The following is a 19005-nucleotide window of genomic DNA, read 5'->3' on the forward strand; positions in this document are numbered from 1 at the left end:
CCTCCTCCGCCTTGCGATCGCACGCACCGGACCCCGCTCACTGACCCGGCCTGACCCCAAAGACACGGCCTACACGCCGAGCGGCCCCGGTGAACCGGCCGCTACACGCCGAGCAGCCAGCGTCCGCCGCCGATCAGCGAGCAGATCGAGACCGCGTGGAAGAACAGCAGCCACAGCGTCGGCGGCACATGCGTGAGCCGGGCCAGCTGGTCGGCGTCGGAGTCACCGGCACCGCCGTGCCGCCGCTTCGCCTGCAGCTCGAACGCGGGCCTGACCCCGCCGAGCAGCAGGAACCACACCACCCCGTACGCGAACACCGCCTGCACGGCCGGGCCGGTCAGCCAGGACACCAGCAGGAACAGACCGCCGGTGACCAGGACCGTGAAGATCCCGTACGCGTTGCGGACCATCACCAGGAGAGCCAGCAGCAGCGCGGTGGCCAGCCAGAGCAGCAGCGTGATCCGGCCGCTCGCGAGCAGCGCGGCGCCGCCGAGGCCGAGCAGCGGGGCGGCGGTGTACCCGGCGGCGGCGGTGAGGATCATGCCGAGACCGGTGGGGCGGCCGCGCGAGACGGTGAGGCCGCTGGTGTCGGAGTGCAGCCGGATCGACTGCAGTCTGCGGCCGGTCAGCAGCGCCACCAGGCCGTGGCCGCCCTCGTGGGCGATGGTGACGGCGTTGCGGGACAGCCGCCATATCGGGCGGGGCAGCACCGCGGCGAGGGCGGCGACCGCGGTGGCGATCACGATCCACTCCGCGGGCGCGGTCTGGGTGCCGAGCAGGCCGGGATCGAGGCTCATCGACGGCTCATTTCCTGGACTGGCTCCTCGAAAGGGGACGGGACCGTGGCAGTGTGGCACTCATGTGCGGACGGTATGCGGCGAGCAGACGCCCCGAGGACCTGGTGGACGTCTTCGAGGTCGAGAAGTGGGAACCGACGGAGGCGCTGGCCCCCGACTGGAACGTGGCCCCGACCAAAGAGGTCCACGCGATCCTGGAGCGTCCTCTCAAAGACGCGGAATCCCGTCGGCCGGTTCGCCAGATGCGGGTCCTGAAGTGGGGCCTCGTGCCGTCCTGGGCGAAGAGCCCGGAGGGCGCCGCCCGGATGATCAACGCCCGCGCGGAGACCGTCCACGAGAAGCCCGCCTACCGGCGCGCCTTCGCCGCCCGCCGCTGCATCCTGCCCGCCGACGGTTATTACGAGTGGGTGACCGGCGCCGACGAGCGCGACCTGGAGGTCGAGGGCAAGAAGAAGCGGCCGCGCAAGCAGCCGTACTTCGTGACCCCCGCCGACGGCTCGGTCTTCTCGATGGCCGGGATCTACGAGTTCTGGCGGGACCGCACGCTGCCCGACGACCATCCGCAGGCATGGTGGGCGACCTGCTCCGTACTGACCACCGAGGCGGAGACCGGACCGCTCGGCGTCGCCCCCGCCGAGGGCCCGGGCACGCTCGCCGAGATCCACCCCCGGATGCCGTTGATGCTCACCCCGGACCGCTGGGACGCCTGGCTCGACCCGGCCCGCACCGACCCCGACGAACTGCGCGGACTCCTCGTACCGCCGCCGGAGGGCCTGATGCGGGCGTTCGCGGTGCCGACCATGGTCAGCAACGTCCGCAACAACGGGCCCGAGCTGCTCACCGAGCTCACCGGGCCCGAGGTCGGCACGCTGTTCTGAGCCCCGCTGTTCCGAACCCCGCTGTTCCGAAGCCCGGCGCCTTCACCGGGCGCCGGTCCCGGCCCGGCAGGATGGGGCCGTGACCAAGGACCAGACGAACCCCACCGACCCCACGGACCCCACGGACCCCACGGACCGCTCCGGCCGCACCGACCTGACGAAGATCGAGAACGTTCCGACCGACGCCGGGGACGCCCGGATCAGCTGGGTCGCCGCACCCGAGCCGTGGGCCGTGCTCGCCGTGAGCCACGGCGCCGGCGGCGGCATCGAGGCCCGCGACCTCCAGGCGCTGGCCGCCGCGCTGCCCGCGCACGGGGTCACCGTCGCGCTGGTCGAGCAGCCCTGGCGGGTCGCCGGGAAGAAGGTCGCCCCGGCCCCCAAGACCCTCGACACCGGCTGGCGCGGTCTGTGGCCCGCGCTCGCCGCGCCCGGCCTGCCGGTGATCGCCGCGGGCCGCAGCGCCGGGGCCCGGGTCGCCTGCCGCACCGCCGCCGGACTCGGCGCGAGCGCCGTGCTGGCGCTGAGCTTCCCGCTGCACCCGCCGGGCCGGCCGGAGCGCTCCCGGGCCGACGAGCTGCTGTCCGCCGGGGCCGCCGGGCTGCCCACCCTCGTGGTGCAGGGCGGCAACGACCCCTTCGGGAAGCCGGACGAGTTCCCGGCGGGCCCGCACACCCTCGTCGAGGTGCCGTACGCCGACCACGGCTTCGCCGTGCCCAAGCGCGCCCCGATCGGCCAGGACGAGGCCCTCGCGGTGATCGTCGACGCCGTCGCCGAGTGGGCCTCGTCACTGCCCCGCACCGGCCGCTGACGCCCCGCCGGATCCGCCGCCGGATCGGCCGCCGGATCCACGGCGAGACCGCCCGCGCGACCCGCCGCGCAAGCCGTCACGGAGCCCGCCGCGGAACCCGCCGCGGGGCCGGGAATGACGAGCGGGGCACCGCTGTTGTGAGGGACAGCGGCGCCGGAAGGGCGCCGGAAAGCACGGAGCAAGGGAAGAGGGAGTTCGTCGCATGGGTTCTGCCATCTGCCATGAGCGCCCGCGGGCCGCGGACCTCGACTGGACCGTGCTGCCCTCGGCGCGGGTCGCCCCTGTTCGGGCGGCGGGCGGAGCGGTTCCTCGTCTATCCTCCGAAGCGAGTGGATCCGCGTTCGGATTCGCCGCAGCGCTGGAGGAGGTGGGTCCGGTCACTGGGACCGACACAGGGACCGACGACGGCCCCGAGGAGACGACCGTGGAGCGCAACGCGCGCTTCGAGCGGGACGCCCTCGGCTACCTCGACCAGATGTACTCGGCCGCGCTGCGCATGACGCGCAACCCCGCGGACGCGGAGGACCTGGTGCAGGAGACCTACGCGAAGGCGTACGGATCCTTCCACCAGTTCCGTGAGGGCACCAACCTCAAGGCGTGGCTGTACCGGATCCTCACGAACACCTTCATCAACTCGTACCGGAAGAAGCAGCGCGAGCCCCAGCGGTCCGCCGCCGAGGAGATCGAGGACTGGCAGCTGGCCCGCGCCGAGTCGCACATGTCGACCGGACTGCGCTCGGCCGAGTCGCAGGCCCTCGACCACCTGCCGGACTCGGACGTGAAGGAAGCGCTCCAGGCGATCCCCGAGGAGTTCCGCATCGCGGTGTATCTCGCCGATGTAGAGGGCTTTGCGTACAAGGAGATCGCGGACATCATGGGTACTCCCATCGGTACGGTGATGTCCCGACTGCACCGGGGCCGCCGCCAGCTGCGCGGCATGCTCGAGGACTACGCTCGCGAGCGCGGGCTGGTTCCCGCGGGCGCCGGAGAGTCGTCGCACGATCTGAAAGGCTCGGGCTCATGAGCTGCGGAGAGCCGCACGAGACGGACTGCACGGAGATCCTCGACCATCTCTACGAGTTCCTCGACCGGGAGATGCCGGACAACGACTGCACCAAGTTCGAGGTCCACTTCGAGGAATGCTCCCCGTGCCTGGAGAAGTACGGGCTCGAGCAGGCCGTGAAGAAGCTCGTCAAGCGGTGCTGCGGCAGTGACGACGTGCCGATCGACCTGCGCGCCAAGGTGATGGGACGGATCGACCTGATCCGCACCGGCCACACCGTGCCCGAGCAGGACATCACGGTCACCACCGCCGACGCGACCGCGCCGCAGGAGCAGTGACCGCAGCCGCAGCCGTAGCGGTGGTACGAGCGGGACCTATGGTCAGGCGTACGTGAGACGGGCCGGGCCCCCAGGGGGTCCGGCCCGTCACCGTACCCGGTGTGCCCATCGGCTTGTATCACCCGATGGTGCGAATCGGCCCCGCCACGCCCTCACCGGCCCCTCAACTCGCTAGCGTGACGGGCGTGATGGGCGTGAAGGTCAGACCGCGGGCGACGACCGTCCCGCGCGCCGCGCGGGTGTACGTCGGCTGCGCCGGGCTCGCCGCGGCCACCGCCACGCTGCCCGCGCTGCGCCCCGGCGCCGACACCCCCTGGCGGACCGTGCTGCTGCTCGCCGCCCTCTACCCGCTGTGCGAACTGCCCGCCCGCTGCCGGGTCGTGGGCCCGGCACTCGGCGGCGCGCCCACCGGCGGCGCGGGCACCGGCCCCGGCCCGGGACCCGCACCGCTCGGCACCGGCTCCTTCTTCCCCGTCCTGCTCGCCGCCGCGCTGCTGCTGCCGCCCGCCGCCGCCGCGCTCACCGCGCTGCCCGGCGCCGTGCTCACCCGCGTCGACCGGCCGCCCGCGCTGCTCCGCCGGGTCTGGCGGGCCGCCCAACTCGCCCTCGCCGTCGGCGCCGCCGCCCTCGTCGCCCGCGAACTGCGCTGCCACGACGCCCTCGGCCTCGGCCTCGACACCCCCGACTTCCCCTATGTGCTGCTGCCCGCCGGGGCCGCCGCACTCACCTTCTGCCTGGTGCTCACCGCCCTCGACGGCGGCATCCGGGCCACCGCCGAAGGAGTCCAGGCCCGCGCCGCCTGGCGTGGACTGCTCGGCCGGGCGCTCGCCCCGCACGCGGTGCACGGCCTCGCCGGACTCATGATGGCCGTCCTCTGGCGCAGCAGCTACGGACCGGTCGCCGCGCTGTTCGTGCTGCTCCCCATGTACATCTCCTGCTGGGGCTTCGCCCAGTACCACCGCGAGCGCGCCGCCCACCAGGCCACCATCCGCGCCCTGGTGCAGGCCGTCGACATCAAGGACCGCTACACCCGGGGCCACAGCGAACGCGTCGGCCGCGCCTCCGTCCTGATCGCCCGCGAGCTCGGCATGGCCGAACCCCGCCTGGAGGTCGTCAGGTTCGCCGGGATCCTGCACGACGTCGGCAAGCTCGGGGTGCCCACCCGGGTGCTGCGCAAGGACGGCCCGCTCACCCCCGAGGAGCGCCGGATCATCGAGCTGCACCCCGAGTACGGGCACGAGATGGTCCGCGGCATCGGCTTCCTCGGCGAGGCCCGCACCGCGATCCTCCACCACCACGAGCGGATGGACGGCTCCGGCTACCCGTACGGCCTCAAGGGGCACCAGATCCCGGAGTACGCGCGCGTGGTCGCCGTCGCCGACGCCTTCGACGCCATGACCTCCACCCGCTCCTACAGCAGGGCCCGGCCGGTCGCCGTCGCCGTCGCCGAGCTGGAGCGGTGCGCGGGCACCCAGTTCGACCCCGAGATGGTCGGCGCGCTGGTCCGGGCGCTGCGCCGACACGGTTGGCAGACCGAGGTCACCGCCGACGAACCCGCCGTGCCGGTACCCCGGGGCCAGGGCCAGGGCCAGGGCCGGGACCAGGGCCGGGACCAAGGCCGGGACCGGGACGACGACCGCCCCCGCCGCCCCGAACCGGCCCCCGCCCCGATGGCCGAGCCCGCCCCGATGGCCGAGTCCGTCCCCAGGGCCGAGCCCGCCCCGGCGGCCCCGCTGAAAGGGCCCGCGTGACCGCCCGCCGACAGACCCGCCGCACCCCTCCCCGACAGCCCTGCCGCGGCCTCCGGCTCCCCGGCACCCCGGGCGCCCGGGCCGTGCTCGGCCTGGTGCACGGCTCGGCGCTGCTGCTCACCCTCACCGGCCTCGGCAGCACCCTCTGGCACGGCGTCGAGGACCCCGGCAACGCCCTCGCCTTCGGCGTCCTCATCGCCTTCGGCGAACTGGCCAGGTCCCGTGCCCGGGCCGACGGGGAGCCGCCGCTGCTCGACGAACCGCGCGGCCGGGAACCCGCTCCGCTCGCCGCCGCGGGCGCCCTCGCGTACGCCCTGCTCGGCCAGAGCGCCGGATCGCCCACCACTCACGGCGTGCTCCAGACCGTCGCCGTCGCCTTCGCCGCCGGTCTCGCCGGCACCGTGCCGCACATCGCCCGGGGCCGCGGCCCCGACCCGGACCACCTGGCCCGGCGGATCCTCACCGTCGGCTTCGCCGCGCTCTGCTTCCAGCCCCTCTACAACACCGGCGCCCTCACCGACCGGCTCGGCCGGGGCCCCTCGTACGCCCTCTTCCTGCTCCTGCTGCTCGTCCTCACCGCGCTCTGCGACGCCGTCCTCGGCGCCCTGCTGCACCGGGCCCGCACCGGCCACCCCTACGGGCCGCTGCTCCGCGACGAGCTGCGGGCGCTGCCCGGCATCGGCTCCGCCGTCTGCGCCACCGGCACCGTGATGGCCCTCGGGGTGGCCGTCGCGGGCCTGTGGGCGCTGCCCGTGTTCGCCGTACCCCTGCTGCTCGCCCAGGTGTCGTTCCGCCGGTACGCGGCCGTGCGCACCACCAGCCGGCAGACCATCGCCTCGCTGGCCCGCGCCACCGAGATCGCGGGCTGCACCCCGGCCGGGCACGCCCGCCGGGTCGCCGCGCTCAGCCGCGCGGTCGGCCGCGAGTTGGGCCTGTCCGGGCAGGAGCTGACCGTCCTGGAGTACGCGGCGCTCATGCACGACATCGGCCAGCTGTCGCTGGTCGACCCGGTCGACGGCGGCGCCACCGCGGCCCTGCCCGAGGTGCGGCAGCGGCGGATCGCGCAGCTCGGCGCCGCCGTGGTGCGGCAGACCGGGGTCCCGGAGGCCGTCGCCCGGATCGTCGAGCGGCAGGCAGACCCGTACCGGGAGCAGCCGCTGCCCGCCCGGATCGTGCGGACCGTGAACGCGTACGAGGAACTGGCGGCCGGCAGCGCGGGCGGCGGGCTCGGCGCCCTGGAGCGGCTGCGGCTCGGCACTGCCCGCGACCACCACCCCGACGTGGTCGAATCGCTGGCCAGGGTGCTGGCGCGGGGCGGTGCGGCCACCGCCGTCACCAGGGGCGTCGCCCCCGTCCCGCCGGGGTAACCCATGGGTAATGAGCGCGCGTCCGACCGGGCATGGTTGGATGCGAACAAGAGGGTGAAGCGACCGGCAGGCGGGAATCGTGAGGATCTTCGGGAAGGTACGGCATCGGCCCTCCGCCTCGTGGCGGCAGGCCACCGACCGCGCGTTCACGCTGATCGGCGACGGCCGGTACGAGGACGCGGGCGCACTTCTGACGCGTGCGGCTGATCTGGAGCCCTGGCTGTCGGAGTCCTGGTTCAACCTGGCCCTGCTGCACAAGTTCCGGCACGACTGGGAGCAGGCCAGGGCGGCGGGACTGCGGGCCGTGGCGCTGCTCGACAAGGAGACCGGCGCCCCCGACTGGTGGAACGTCGGCATCGCCGCGACCGCGCTGCAGGACTGGCCGCTGGCCCGGCGGGCCTGGCAGGCGTACGGCCTGAAGGTGCCGGGCGCCGCGTCGGGCACCTGCGAGCCGGCCGGGATGGAGCTGGGCAGCGCCGCCGTACGGCTGTCGCCGGAGGGCGAGGCCGAGGTGGTCTGGGGCCGCAGGCTCGACCCGGCCCGGATCGAGGTGCTGTCCATCCCGCTGCCGTCGTCGGGCCGCCGCTGGGGCGAGGTCGTGCTGCACGACGGCGTTCCGCACGGCGAGCGCACCACCAGCGCGGGCCCCGCCTACCCGGTGTTCGACGAGATCGAGCTGTGGGCGCCGTCGCCGGTGCCGACCTGGGTGGTGCTCCTGGAGGCGGCCACCGAGGCCGACCGGGACGCCCTGGAGCAGCTCGCGGCCGACGCGGGCTTCGCCGCCGAGGACTGGTCGTCCTCCGTTCGGCTGCTCTGCCGGGCCTGCTCCGAGTCGACCATGCCGAGCGCCGAGGGCGAGGGCGAGCACCTGGACCCGCACGACCACAGCGAGCCGGGGCACCCGGGCCCGCTGGGGCACCGCTCGCCCGGTGAGCTGTGGGTGCCGGAGCGCGAGTGCGGCATCGCGGCCCCGGCGGGCCTGGTGCGCGGGCTGCTCGACGGCTGGGTGGCGGACTCCCCGGACAGCCGGGAATGGCGTGATCTGGAAGAAGTCTGCTGACGGCTGCCCGTAGGCTGTACGCCGACACCACACGGTGACACCACGGTTTTGAGGAAGGCGTACGGCGGACATGGCGCAGCAGGACACCGAGCAGGGCCGGGGCGGCGTGCTCCCCGTGGACGACGAGGGCTTCGTCATCGACACGGCGGAGACCGAGGAGCGCGAGACCGCGTTCCGCGAGCGCGGCACCTCCCGCCCGATCACCGTCGTCGGCAACCCCGTCCTGCACAAGGAGTGCAAGGACGTCACCGAGTTCGGCGACGAGCTGGCCACGCTGGTCGACGACATGTTCGCCAGCCAGCGCACCGCGCAGGGCGTGGGCCTGGCCGCCAACCAGATCGGCGTGGACCTGAAGGTCTTCGTCTACGACTGCATGGACGACGACGGCGTCCGGCACGTCGGCGTCGTCTGCAACCCGGTCCTCCAGGAGCTCCCGGCCGAGAGCCGGGTCCTGGACGAGTCCAACGAGGGCTGCCTCTCGGTGCCCACCGCCTACGCGGAGCTGGCCCGCCCGGACTACGCCGAGCTCACCGGCCAGGACGAGAAGGGCAACCCGATCAAGGTCCGCGGCACCGGCTACTTCGCCCGCTGCCTCCAGCACGAGACGGACCACCTGTACGGCTACCTCTACATCGACCGCCTCTCGAAGCGCGACCGCAAGGACGCCCTCCGGCAGATGGCGGAGGGCACCCCGCGCTACCCGGTCGTCGCGAACGACTGACGCCCGCGCGCAGCGGCCATGGAGCCGTACGAAGGGGCCCCGCACCGTCATCGGTGCGGGGCCTTTTCGATCTCGATGGCGAGGGCTCCGAGGGCTTCCTTCTCGGGGCCGTAGATGGTGCGGATGTTGGCGAGTTGCTGGTCGCGGGTGGCGGTCGGGTTGACGTGGGACGGGCCTTCGCCGTCGAGGAGGGCTTCGAAGTCGGGGTACTCGGTGATGCGGAGGACTTCGACGTCGCAGGTCTCGTCGGTGTCCTTGATGCGGAAGCGGATGGTGTCGCCGGCGGTGAGGTCGGCGAGGTGTGGGTACTTGACCCGCACCTCGATGGTCTTGGTGCCCGCGGCGACGAGGTCGAAGTACTGGCGGTAGAGGTGGAGTTCGCGGACGCGGGTGGTGCGGTCGGTCATCGGGGACGATCACTCCTGGGGGAGGGCGCGGTGATCAGGCGGCCGATCTCGGCGGCCGAGTACGAGCGGAAGAAGTGGCGGGGGTCGGAGAGCAGGACCTCGCTCAGGACGAGGAGCCGGTCGGCGTAATCGGTGGCGGTACCGGGCCACTGCCGGGTGTCGAGCATCCAGGGGGCGGCGCCCTCGGGCAAGGGGGCTCGGCCTTCTCGTACGAGGGATTTCGACAGCTTGGCGCCCGTGTCGGTGACGACCTGGGGGCAGAACAGGCGGGCCGGTAGCTGGGCTCGGGTGAGGCCCAAGGCATGGAGGGCCTCGTCGACGAGGTGGGAACCGAAGACCCAGTCGCCCCCCTTGACCATGACGTGCAGGGTGCCGTTGGGGCTGGTCAGGGCGAGTTCCTTGACCAGGTTGCGGTACAGGGTGGCCAGGTCGAGGTAGCCGCCGGTAGCGGGGGTGACGGTGGCCTCGTACGGGCCGTGGTGGAGGCAGGTTGCGGAGACCGTCGCTGACTCGGGCCCGGTGAGATGGACCTGTGTGCGTTCGGCGTGCTTCTCGGCCCAGCCGCAGGCAGGGCGCGGGCAGGGGACACGGAGGTGCGGGGTGCCGGTGGAGGGGGCGAGCCACCAGCGGGCGGCGTCGATGCGGGGGAGGAGCCGGAGCCAGGTGCGGCGGTAGTGCTCGCCGGCCTGCTGCTGGGTGTACGTCTCGATGCGGTGCGGGATGCCCAGGCGCCTGGAGAGAGCTGTGAAGAGGGGCTGGTAGAGGGCGGTGACGAGGTCGTTCAGGGTGTGCTCGCCGAGGGCTTGGGCGTAGGCGCGCTGGTAGCGGTGGCCGCTGACCGGGTCGGTGGTCAGCTCGTACGGGGCGTTGTCGAGGGCGCTGAAGAGCACCTCGGCGGGGAGCTCGAAGCGGTCGCGCAGTCGGGCGGCCATGGCGAAGGCCAGGGACTGCACGAGCGAGGTGCCGATGTGCGGGGCGCCGTTGATCTGGGTGCCGACGACCAGCACGATCCGCTCGGGCGGGCTGGCGAGGATGCGCGGGGTCAGGACGTCCTCGGCACGGTGGAGGGCGTTGGCGAGAACCGTGTTCGGCGAGACGGGGTGCGTGGTCACGAGATGGCCCCCCTTGGGTTCGGTGACGCGGTTGAAGGCGGCGTGAGTCTGCTTGCCATGGTCAACAGCAAAGCGATTTAACTCATTTGGGTCGGGAGCCAGCGTGTGGGCCAAGACGGGGGCCACTATGGGGGCCAGTGGTCACGTGTTCCTGGGGGACGGCATGGGTGACACCGGGATCGGCGCCTTGCTCGTCCGGCTGCGTACCGCGCGCGGCTGGAGCCAGCAGAGGTTGCCGACGAGTACAACGCCCTGGAGGGGCGCTCCGCGAAGACCGGCAAGGAGATCGGGCGGTACGAGCGCGAAGCGCGAGTTCCCGTTCCCTATACCAGGAAGTACCTGGCGCAGGTCTTCGGCGTCGATGTCGCCGTACTCGACCAAGCCGTTGCCATCAGCAAGGGGCAGCGGGACGGGGCCGGTGCCGCCGAGGTCGAGACCGTGCCGTCGGTGCTGCCGCCCGAAGACGCCCACGCCCGTGGCGGCCCACTCTCGGAGGACGCGGTGCGTTCGGCGGACTTCGCCCGCTTCATCGCGCAGCGGAACGCCGACGAGTTCGTCGTGGAGCAGCTGGAGGCAGACGTCGGCCGGCTCGCCCGTATGTACGTCAGCCACCCGCTGATGGAGCAGTACGTCGAGATCAGGCGGTTACGGGACGGGATCTTCGACCTGCTGCGCGGGCGCCAGCACCCTCGGCAGACCGCTGACCTCTACCTTTCCGCTTCTCGCCTCTGCGGCCTGTCCGCGCACGTCTGCCTTGACCTCGGCGCCTACGACTCCGCCGCCACCCACGCCCGCACCGCACGCGCCTGTGCCGAGGCGGCCGGGCACGAGGGGATGCTGGCCTGGGTACGGGCCGTGGAGTCGTTGATCGCGTACTGGACCGGGCGGTACGAGCATGCGGCCCGGCTGGCGCAGGCCGGTCGGCGGCACAGGGTCAGCGGCAGCATCGGCGCACGGCTGGCGAGTCTGGAGGCGCGGGCGTTGGCGATGGTCGGCGACTCGGCAGGCGCGCTCGCCGCCCTGTCGGATGCCGAACGATCGCGCGAGGCGATCTCGGGCCGGGACGAGGTGCTGGGAGTCTTCGACTTCCCCGCGGCCAAGCAGTTCGCGTACGCCGGAACGACCCTCTTGGCCGTGGGCGGGCAGGAGCACGTTCAGCGGGCCATCGTCAGCGCGGAGACGGCGATCCGCCTCTACCGCAGCGCGGACGGAGACGACCAGTCGGTCGGTGACCTGTTCGCCGCGCACCTCGATCTCGCCAGCGGGCACCTGCTCCTGGGCGACCTGGAGGGCACGGAGGAGATGCTCGGCTTCGTGCTCCAGTCCTCGCCCGAGCGCATGTCGGCCAGTATCGTGCGCCGGCTCACCGTTCTCGGGCGGGAGCTGGAAGGGCAGCAGTACGGTGGAGCCGCCCAGGCAGCGCACCTGCGCGAACGACTCCAGCACACGGCCGTCCGTGTGTCCCTGCCCGCCGCCCACCCACCGGAGTTGCCGACGTGACCGACCTGTCCGCCGCCCATGACGCCGCCGTCACCGACCGGGCCCGCCTGGCGGGCAGCGCCTACAACGGGGACCGAGACCTGGCCGCCCGGCAGTCCCTCTACCAGTGGCAGACACCCCGGTACGACCTTCCCGGTCTCGTCGCCGAGCGGCTGAGCGACGTACGTGGCCGGGTCGTCGACATCGGCTGCGGCAACGGCAAGTTCATCCAGCGGCTCCGCCAGGACCGCCCGGACCTGTCCCTGCTCGGCCTCGACATCGCTCCCGGCATCCTCGCCGGTCTCCCCGGGCCGGTCGCCGTGGCGGACGCCACCCGGCTGCCGCTGGCGACAGGCAGCGTCGACGCCGCCCTCGCGCTCCACATGCTCTACCACGTACCCGACATCCCCCGGGCGGTGAAGGAGCTGGCGAGGGTCGTCGCCTCTGGCGGGCTGGTGGTCGCCTCCACCAACAGCGACCGCGACAAGACCGAACTGGACGACCTCTGGCAACGGGCCGCCGGAGACGTCCTCGGCATCGACCGAGGCCCCGCCCGGATCTCGCTCAGTGCCCGCTTCTCCCTGGAGAAGGCCCCGGCCTTCCTCGGCGAGGAGTTCAGCCGCGTCGAGGCCGTCGAGCTGCCAGGGACCATCACCGTCCGCGACCCGGCGCCCGTCATCGCCCACATGGCCTCGTATCGAGCCTGGGCCGACCAGCACGACGTGCCCTTCGACGCGACCATCGACCGCGCCCGGGCCATCGTCGCCGAGGACATCGCCCGCAATGGCGCGTACGAGATCACGTGCCTCGGAGGTCTCCTCGTCTGCCGGAGCTGACCGGGTACGTGTAGGGGCCCCGCACCGTCATCGGTGCGGGGCCCCTACACGTACCCAGGTCGTGCCGGGCGATGGGTCCTAGAACTCCTCGTCCAGGTCCACCGAGCCCTCGACCGCCACCTGGTAGGCGGACGGGCGGCGCTCGAAGAAGTTGGTCAGTTCCTGGACGCCCTGGAGCTCCATGAACGCGAACGGGTTCGCCGAGCCGAAGACCGGCGGGAAGCCCAGGCGGACCAGGCGCTGGTCGGCGACGCACTGGAGGTACTCGCGCATCGACTCGGTGTTCATGCCCGGCAGGCCGTCGCCGCACAGGTCGCGGCCGAACTGGAGCTCCGCCTCGACGGCCTCCTTCAGCATGTCCGTGACCTGCTCCTGGAGCTGCGCGTCGAAGAGCTCCGGCTCCTCCTTGCGGACCGTGTCCACGACCTCGAACGCGAAGTTCATGTGCATGGTCTCGTCACGGAACACCCAGTTGGTGCCGGTGGCCAGGCCGTGCAGCAGGCCGCGGCTGCGGAACCAGTACACGTAGGCGAACGCCCCGTAGAAGAACAGGCCCTCGATGCACGCGGCGAAGCAGATCAGGTTCAGCAGGAAGCGGCGCCGGTCGGCGGCCGTCTCCAGCCGGTCGATCTTCTCGACCGAGTCCATCCACTTGAAGCAGAACTGCGCCTTCTCGCGGATCGACGGGATGTTCTCCACCGCGTCGAACGCCGCCGCGCGGTCCGCCGGGTCCGGCAGGTAGGTGTCGAGCAGCGTCAGATAGAACTGGACGTGCACGGCCTCCTCGAACAACTGGCGCGACAGGTACAGGCGCGCCTCCGGGGAGTTGATGTGCTTGTAGAGGGTGAGCACCAGGTTGTTCGCCACGATCGAGTCGCCGGTCGCGAAGAACGCGACGAGCCGCCCGATCATGTGCTGCTCGCCCGGAGTCAGCTTGGCGAGGTCGGCCACGTCCGAGTGGAGGTCGACCTCCTCCACGGTCCAGGTGTTCTTGATCGCGTCCCGGTAGCGCTCGTAGAAGTCCGGGTAGCGCATCGGGCGGAGCGTGAGCTCGAAGCCCGGGTCCAGGAGGTTCTTGTCGGTGGAGCTCATTACTGGCATGCCTCGCAGGACTCGGGGTTCTCAAGGGAGCAGGCGAGCGCGTCGGCGTCGGACGCTGCCTGCTGTACGGGGATGGGGGCGGGGGCGGCGACGGCCGACGCCTGGGCGGCGCGGGCGATCCGGGTCGCCGGACGGGAGCGCAGGTAGTACGTCGTCTTCAGACCCTGCTTCCAGGCGTACGCGTACATCGACGACAGCTTGCCGATGGTCGGCGTCTCCATGAACAGGTTCAGGGACTGCGACTGGTCGAGGAACGGGGTACGGGCCGCCGCCATGTCGATCAGACCGCGCTGCGGGATCTCCCACGCCGTCCGGTACAGCTCGCGCACCTCGGCCGGCACCCAGCCGAAGCCCGCGACCGAGCCGTTGGCGTCGCGCAGCGCCTCCCGGGTCTGCGCGTCCCACACGCCGAGCCGCTTGAGCTCCGCCACCAGGTACGAGTTGACCTGGAGGAACTCACCGGACAGCGTCTCGCGCTTGAACAGGTTGGAGACCTGCGGCTCGATGCACTCGTACACGCCCGCGATCGAGGCGATCGTCGCGGTCGGCGCGATGGCGAGCAGCAGGCTGTTGCGCATGCCGACGGCGGCGATCCGCTCGCGCAGCGCGGCCCAGCGCTCCGGCCAGTTCAGCGCCACGTCGTAGTGGTCGGGGTGCAGCACGCCGCGCGCGGTGCGGGTCTTGTCCCAGGCGGGCAGCGGGCCGGAGCGCTCGGCGAGGTCGGCGGACGCCTCGTACGCCGCCAGCATGATCCGCTCGGCGATCCGGGTGGACAGCGCCTGCGCCTCGGGCGAGTCGAACGGCAGCTTCAGCTGGAAGAAGACGTCCTGGAGGCCCATCGCGCCCAGACCCACCGGCCGCCAGCGGGAGTTGGAGCGCCCGGCCTGCTCGGTCGGGTAGAAGTTGATGTCGACGACCCGGTCGAGGAAGGTGACGGCGGTACGGACGGTCTCGTCCAGCCGCTCCCAGTCGAGCTCGCCGGTGCCGGCCAGCACGAAGGCGCCGAGGTTGACCGAGCCGAGGTTGCAGACGGCCGTCTCGCCGTCGTCCGTGACCTCGATGATCTCGGTGCACAGGTTCGAGGAGTGCACGACCGAGCCGGGCTCGGCGGTCTGGTTCGCGGTCCGGTTGGAGGCGTCCTTGAACGTCATCCAGCCGTTGCCGGTCTGGGCGAGGGTACGCATCATCCGGCCGTACAGGTCACGGGCCGGCATGGTCTTGCGGGCCAGGCCCGCCGCCTCGGCCTTGACGTACGCGGCGTCGAACTCGGCGCCGTACAGGTCGACCAGCTCGGGCACGTCCGACGGGGAGAACAGCGACCAGTCGGCGTCCGCGTTCACCCGGCGCATGAACTCGTCCGGGATCCAGTGCGCCAGGTTCAGGTTGTGGGTGCGGCGGGCGTCCTCGCCGGTGTTGTCGCGGAGCTCCAGGAACTCCTCGATGTCCGCGTGCCAGGTCTCCAGGTAGACCGCGGCGGCGCCCTTGCGGCGGCCGCCCTGGTTCACGGCGGCGACCGAGGCGTCCAGGGTCTTCAGGAACGGCACGATGCCGTTGGAGTGCCCGTTGGTGCCGCGGATCAGCGAACCGCGGGCGCGGATGCGGGAGTAGGCGAGGCCGATGCCGCCCGCGTGCTTGGAGAGCCGGGCCACCTGGTGGTAGCGGTCGTAGATCGAGTCCAGCTCGTCCTGCGGGGAGTCCAGGAGGTAGCAGGAGGACATCTGCGGGTGGCGGGTGCCCGAGTTGAACAGGGTGGGGGAGGACGGCAGGTAGTCCAGCCGGCTCATCAGCCCGTACAGCGCCGACACCTCGTCGAGGGCGCGCGCCGAGTCGTCCTCGGCGAGACCCGCGGCGACCCGGAGCATGAAGTGCTGCGGGGTCTCGATGACCTTGCGGGTGATCGGGTGGCGCAGCAGGTAGCGCGAGTAGAGGGTGCGCAGACCGAAGTAGCCGAAGCGGTCGTCGCCCGCCGGGTCGATCGTCGCGTCCAGCCGGTCGGCGTGCAGCGCCACGAAGTCGGCGGTGCGGTCGGCGATCAGGCCCTCGCGGTGACCGACGGCGACGGAGGCGGAGAAGCAGACCGCGCCCTGGCCCGCCGCCTCGTCGGCGATGGTGCGGGTGAGCAGCCGGGCGGCGAGCCGGGAGTAGGCCGGGTCCTCGGCGATCAGACCGGCGGCCGCCTCGGTGGCCAGCTCGCGCAGCTCCGCCGCGTCCGAGCCGGCGTGGCGGCCGCGCAGGGCGGCGGCGGCGACCCGGCCGGGGTCGGTGTCCGGGAGATCGGCGGTGAGATCGGTCAGGGTGCGCAGCAGCGCGGTCCCGGGTCCGTCGTTCTCGATCGCTGCGGCCGGATCGGCGGGCGCGATGGTCACGTGGGGGCTCTCCCTCGCTCGGCTCGGGGCCAGGAGGAAGGGCGGTGGAGGGCGGGCGGCCACCACCGGAAACCGGCAGGGCTGCGCCGCGTCCACCGGCCCACTCCGCGAGGCCCGGACGTCTGTGGCACCCGGAACGGAAGGACCGGGCGCGCTGTCGGCAGGTCTTCGGACTCTCTCCGTGCGAAAGCGCACGAAGTGCACCGTTGCGGGACAGTTCCGGATTTCCACCGGATTCCCCTGCGACGACAGCGAGGACGAGCATACATGTGGGGGGCGCCCATCGCGGCACCCCCCACATGTTGTGTGTCGCGAGTCCCGCTACAACTCCAGGGCGTAGCACATCAGCACGAAGGAAGGCCGCTCGGGTACCGGCGACCAGTCCCGCTCCGGCGTGCGCCGGAAGCCGAGCCGCTCGTAGATCCGGTGCGCGCCGCGCATCCCCGGCTGGGTGGAAAGGACGATCGCGGAACACCCCGGGACGGCCCGCGCGCGCTCCACACAGGCCCGCACCAGCGCCTCGCCCGCGCCCCTGCCGCGGGCCGCGTGCCCGACCGCCAGCATCCGGATCTCGGCCTCGCCCGCCCGGGCCCGCTCGCCGAGCAGACCGGGGGCCGCGACGAAGGTCACGCCGCCCAGGACGGTCCCGGCCCCGGCCCCGTTCTCGTCCTCCTCGGACACCGCCCCTTCTTCCACCGCCACCAGCACCTCGGCCACCTCGGCCCGGGCGGCCACGTCGCGCAGGTGGACCAGATAGCCGTCGTCCGCGGCCAGGTGCCCGTCGTCGACATAGGCCCGGACGGTGAGCTCACCGAGGGTGTCGTACTCCTCCGGCCGTACCGCTCTGATCGTGAAGTCCATGCCCGCAGTCTGCCGCGCCCGCGCCGCACCGCGCGCCCGGCTCCCGCCGGACTTCGCACGCCCGCAACACTCCGTACGTCCACGGCGGTCCGTACGTCCACGGCGGTCCGTACGCCCGCAGCACAAGGCCGCCGGGCCCCTGGCGGGGTCCCGGCGGCCTGGGCCGTGCGGCGCGCCGTGGCTCAGTGCCCGGCGCCGACCTTCGGCAGGTCGGTGACGCCCGCGTCGCCCGCGTCCGCCGTGTAGTCCGACGGCGAGGTCTCGTCGACGCCCTCCGGGGCCTTGAGGGCCCGCAGGACGAAGGTGAGGACGACGGTGACCACGACGTTCAGGACGAACGCGGTGAGGCCGATGTAGCCGATCTCGCCGATGCCCGGGATCTCGGCGGAGGAGCCGCCGAAGTGCTTCTGGGTCGGGCTCGCCACGCCGTACGCCGCGGCCGTGCCGTACACCATGCCGACCGCCCAGCCCGCGAGCAGCGCCCAGCGGTGCATCCAGCGGGTGAACAGACCGCCGACCAGGGCCGGGAAGGTCTGCAGGATCCAGATGCCGCCGAGCAGCTGGAAGTTGATGGCGACGGTCTTGTCCATGGTGAGGACGAAGACCAGGGCGCCGACCTTCACCAGGAGCGACACCAGCTTGGAGACCTTGGTCTCCTGCGCCGGGGTCGCGTCCGGCCTGATGAAGTCCTTGTAGATGTTGCGGGTGAACAGGTTGGCCGCGGCGATCGACATGATCGCGGCCGGGACCAGGGCGCCGATGCCGATGGCGGCGAAGGCCACGCCCGCGAACCAGTCGGGGAACATGTTCTCGAACAGCTGCGGGATGGCGAGCTGGCCGTTGGTGACCTTGACGCCGGCCGCGATGGCCATGAAGCCGAGCAGCGCGAGCAGGCCCAGCATCAGCGAGTACAGCGGCAGGATCGTGGTGTTGCGGCGGATCACCTCACGGCTCCGGGAGGAGAGCGTCGCGGTGATCGAGTGCGGGTACATGAACAGCGCGAGCGCCGAGCCGAGCGCCAGCGTCGCGTACGTCCACTGGCCCGCCTCGCCGGGCACCAGGGCGCCCTTGGGCTTGCCGGTGGCCGGGTTGACCGTCGCGTACGCCTCGCCCGCCTTGGCGAAGATCTCGTCGAAGCCGCCCAGCTTGATCGGGATGTAGATGATCGCCACCGCGATGACGATGTAGATCAGGGTGTCCTTGACGAAGGCGATGAGCGCCGGGGCGCGCAGACCCGAGGAGTACGTGTACGCGGCGAGCACGCCGAACGCGATGAGCAGCGGCAGGTCCTTGACGAACCAGTTGGTGTCCTCGCCGCCGCCGACGCCCATCACGTCCAGGACGGCCTGGATGCCGACCAGCTGGAGCGCGATGTACGGCATGGTGGCGAGGATGCCGGTGACGGCGACCGCGAGGGACAGGCCCTTGGACCCGAACCGGCCCCGGACGAAGTCCGAGGTGGTGACGTAGCCGTGCTTGTGCGACACCGACCACAGGCGGGGCAGGAAGGTGAAGATCAGCGGGTAGACCAGGATCGTGTACGGCACGGCGAAGAAGCCGGCCGCGCCCGCCGCGTAGATCGCCGCGGGGACGGCGACGAAGGTGTACGCGGTGTAGAGGTCGCCGCCGAGCAGGAACCAGGTGACCCAGGTGCCGAACGAGCGGCCGCCCAGGCCCCATTCGTCGAGGCTGTGCTCGTTCTCGGCCTTGCGCCAGCGCGCGGCCAGGAAGCCCATGACCGTGACGGCCAGGAAGAAGAAGACGAAGACGCCGAGCGCCACACCGTTCACGCCGTCGTTCATCGGGCCGCACCCCCCTTGCGGGCGCGCTGGTCACGCTTCCACAGCGTGTAGGCGAGCATGGTGAGCGCGGTGGAGATGACCACCCACAGCATCTGGTACCAGTAGAAGAACGGCACCCCGATGAAGGTGGGTTCGACCTTCGCGTACGAGCCGACCCAGAGCATCGCGACGAACGGCGCCGCGAGGCAGACCGCGATCACCACTCTGACCGGTGTGATGACCGGTTGTTTCCCTTGTGCGGCTTCTGACATGGTGAGACCGTCCCCTCGCTGATCACCTCGTAATGCCGAGGAAATGTAGGCGACGGTCTCGCCGTTA

18 protein-coding genes and 1 riboswitch are annotated in these 19005 nt (G+C 72.2%); of the genes, 10 read left to right on the top strand and 8 right to left on the bottom strand.

All coding sequences use genetic code 11. From position 1 onward, the window contains the following. Positions 1 to 101: 101 nt before the first annotated feature. Positions 102 to 797: a M50 family metallopeptidase gene (locus ACIPXM_RS05450; RefSeq protein WP_401652155.1), complete on the bottom strand. Its 696-nt coding sequence runs from the start codon at positions 795 to 797 to the stop codon at positions 102 to 104. Between the two features lie 62 nt (positions 798 to 859). Between ACIPXM_RS05450 and ACIPXM_RS05455 the strand changes: the two genes are divergently transcribed. The 8 genes from ACIPXM_RS05455 to def all read left to right on the top strand — a co-directional run bounded on the left by ACIPXM_RS05455 (position 860) and on the right by def (position 8723). After that, a complete protein-coding gene (locus ACIPXM_RS05455) occupies positions 860 to 1675 on the top strand; it encodes an SOS response-associated peptidase (protein ID WP_401652157.1) in 816 nt (271 codons plus the stop codon). A 154-nt stretch (positions 1676 to 1829) separates the two neighbouring features. Next, entirely contained in the window at positions 1830 to 2483 is a 654-nt protein-coding gene (locus ACIPXM_RS05460; RefSeq protein WP_401652514.1) for an alpha/beta family hydrolase, read from the top strand. A 367-nt stretch (positions 2484 to 2850) separates the two neighbouring features. Beyond that, positions 2851 to 3507, top strand: a complete 657-nt coding sequence (locus ACIPXM_RS05465) for a sigma-70 family RNA polymerase sigma factor (RefSeq protein WP_401652159.1) — start codon at positions 2851 to 2853, stop codon at positions 3505 to 3507. Then, complete coding sequence (gene rsrA, locus ACIPXM_RS05470; protein ID WP_401652161.1) at positions 3504 to 3824, top strand: mycothiol system anti-sigma-R factor; 321 nt, start codon at positions 3504 to 3506, stop codon at positions 3822 to 3824. Before ACIPXM_RS05465 ends, rsrA begins: the two co-directional genes overlap by 4 nt. A 188-nt stretch (positions 3825 to 4012) precedes the next feature. After that, complete coding sequence (locus tag ACIPXM_RS05475) at positions 4013 to 5575, top strand: HD-GYP domain-containing protein (protein WP_401652516.1); 1563 nt, start codon at positions 4013 to 4015, stop codon at positions 5573 to 5575. An 83-nt stretch (positions 5576 to 5658) separates the two neighbouring features. Next, entirely contained in the window at positions 5659 to 6942 is a 1284-nt protein-coding gene (locus ACIPXM_RS05480; RefSeq protein ID WP_401652518.1) for an HD-GYP domain-containing protein, read from the top strand. Between the two features lie 79 nt (positions 6943 to 7021). Continuing rightward, a complete protein-coding gene (locus ACIPXM_RS05485) occupies positions 7022 to 8002 on the top strand; it encodes a tetratricopeptide repeat protein (protein ID WP_401652162.1) in 981 nt (326 codons plus the stop codon). 70 nt (positions 8003 to 8072) lie between these two features. Beyond that, complete coding sequence (gene def / locus ACIPXM_RS05490; RefSeq protein WP_401652164.1) at positions 8073 to 8723, top strand: peptide deformylase; 651 nt, start codon at positions 8073 to 8075, stop codon at positions 8721 to 8723. Between the two features lie 47 nt (positions 8724 to 8770). On the opposite strand, the gene ACIPXM_RS05495 is transcribed toward def, so the two are convergent. Both ACIPXM_RS05495 and ACIPXM_RS05500 read right to left on the bottom strand, forming a co-directional pair. After that, on the bottom strand, positions 8771 to 9130 hold the full coding sequence (locus ACIPXM_RS05495; protein WP_401652166.1) for an ASCH domain-containing protein: 360 nt from the start codon (positions 9128 to 9130) through the stop codon (positions 8771 to 8773). Next, positions 9127 to 10242, bottom strand: coding sequence for a hypothetical protein (locus ACIPXM_RS05500; protein ID WP_401652168.1), 1116 nt, complete (start codon positions 10240 to 10242; stop codon positions 9127 to 9129). The genes ACIPXM_RS05495 and ACIPXM_RS05500 overlap by 4 nt, the downstream gene beginning before the upstream one ends. 447 nt (positions 10243 to 10689) lie before the next feature. On the opposite strand from ACIPXM_RS05500, the gene ACIPXM_RS05505 reads away from it, so the two are divergent. Together ACIPXM_RS05505 and ACIPXM_RS05510 are read left to right on the top strand one after the other, a co-directional pair. After that, positions 10690 to 11742: an XRE family transcriptional regulator gene (locus tag ACIPXM_RS05505; RefSeq protein WP_401652170.1), complete on the top strand. Its 1053-nt coding sequence runs from the start codon at positions 10690 to 10692 to the stop codon at positions 11740 to 11742. Beyond that, a complete protein-coding gene (locus ACIPXM_RS05510; protein ID WP_401652172.1) occupies positions 11739 to 12557 on the top strand; it encodes a class I SAM-dependent methyltransferase in 819 nt (272 codons plus the stop codon). The genes ACIPXM_RS05505 and ACIPXM_RS05510 overlap by 4 nt, the downstream gene beginning before the upstream one ends. 78 nt (positions 12558 to 12635) lie before the next feature. Here the strand turns inward: ACIPXM_RS05510 and ACIPXM_RS05515 are convergent, their stop codons facing one another. The 5 genes from ACIPXM_RS05515 to ACIPXM_RS05535 all read right to left on the bottom strand — a co-directional run bounded on the left by ACIPXM_RS05515 (position 12636) and on the right by ACIPXM_RS05535 (position 18938). After that, a complete protein-coding gene (locus ACIPXM_RS05515; protein ID WP_401652174.1) occupies positions 12636 to 13649 on the bottom strand; it encodes a ribonucleotide-diphosphate reductase subunit beta in 1014 nt (337 codons plus the stop codon). Next, positions 13649 to 16024, bottom strand: a complete 2376-nt coding sequence (locus tag ACIPXM_RS05520) for a ribonucleoside-diphosphate reductase subunit alpha (protein WP_401652176.1) — start codon at positions 16022 to 16024, stop codon at positions 13649 to 13651. Before ACIPXM_RS05520 ends, ACIPXM_RS05515 begins: the two co-directional genes overlap by 1 nt. Before the next feature lie 141 nt (positions 16025 to 16165). Continuing rightward, positions 16166 to 16306, bottom strand: a riboswitch (cobalamin riboswitch). A gap of 39 nt (positions 16307 to 16345) precedes the next feature. Further along, on the bottom strand, positions 16346 to 16885 hold the full coding sequence (locus ACIPXM_RS05525) for a GNAT family N-acetyltransferase (RefSeq protein WP_401652179.1): 540 nt from the start codon (positions 16883 to 16885) through the stop codon (positions 16346 to 16348). A gap of 182 nt (positions 16886 to 17067) precedes the next feature. Then, the gene (gene mctP / locus ACIPXM_RS05530) at positions 17068 to 18687 is read right to left on the bottom strand and encodes a monocarboxylate uptake permease MctP (RefSeq protein WP_401652181.1); all 1620 of its coding nucleotides are present in this window, start codon (positions 18685 to 18687) and stop codon (positions 17068 to 17070) included. Beyond that, positions 18684 to 18938, bottom strand: coding sequence for a DUF3311 domain-containing protein (locus ACIPXM_RS05535; protein WP_401652183.1), 255 nt, complete (start codon positions 18936 to 18938; stop codon positions 18684 to 18686). Before ACIPXM_RS05535 ends, mctP begins: the two co-directional genes overlap by 4 nt. Between the last annotated feature and the right edge of the window lie 67 nt (positions 18939 to 19005).

This window comes from Streptomyces sp. NPDC090025, from assembly GCF_044748125.1.
Lineage (GTDB): Bacteria > Actinomycetota > Actinomycetes > Streptomycetales > Streptomycetaceae > Streptomyces.

Coding starts and splice junctions, on each gene's coding strand:
- ACIPXM_RS05495 (WP_401652166.1), bottom strand. CDS start 9,130: ATGACCGACCGCACCACCCGCGTCCGCGAACTCCACCTCTACCGCCAG.
- ACIPXM_RS05475 (WP_401652516.1), top strand. CDS start 4,013: ATGGGCGTGAAGGTCAGACCGCGGGCGACGACCGTCCCGCGCGCCGCG.
- ACIPXM_RS05515 (WP_401652174.1), bottom strand. CDS start 13,649: ATGAGCTCCACCGACAAGAACCTCCTGGACCCGGGCTTCGAGCTCACG.
- rsrA (WP_401652161.1), top strand. CDS start 3,504: ATGAGCTGCGGAGAGCCGCACGAGACGGACTGCACGGAGATCCTCGAC.
- def (WP_401652164.1), top strand. CDS start 8,073: ATGGCGCAGCAGGACACCGAGCAGGGCCGGGGCGGCGTGCTCCCCGTG.
- ACIPXM_RS05455 (WP_401652157.1), top strand. CDS start 860: ATGTGCGGACGGTATGCGGCGAGCAGACGCCCCGAGGACCTGGTGGAC.
- ACIPXM_RS05535 (WP_401652183.1), bottom strand. CDS start 18,938: ATGTCAGAAGCCGCACAAGGGAAACAACCGGTCATCACACCGGTCAGA.
- ACIPXM_RS05525 (WP_401652179.1), bottom strand. CDS start 16,885: ATGGACTTCACGATCAGAGCGGTACGGCCGGAGGAGTACGACACCCTC.
- ACIPXM_RS05450 (WP_401652155.1), bottom strand. CDS start 797: ATGAGCCTCGATCCCGGCCTGCTCGGCACCCAGACCGCGCCCGCGGAG.
- mctP (WP_401652181.1), bottom strand. CDS start 18,687: ATGAACGACGGCGTGAACGGTGTGGCGCTCGGCGTCTTCGTCTTCTTC.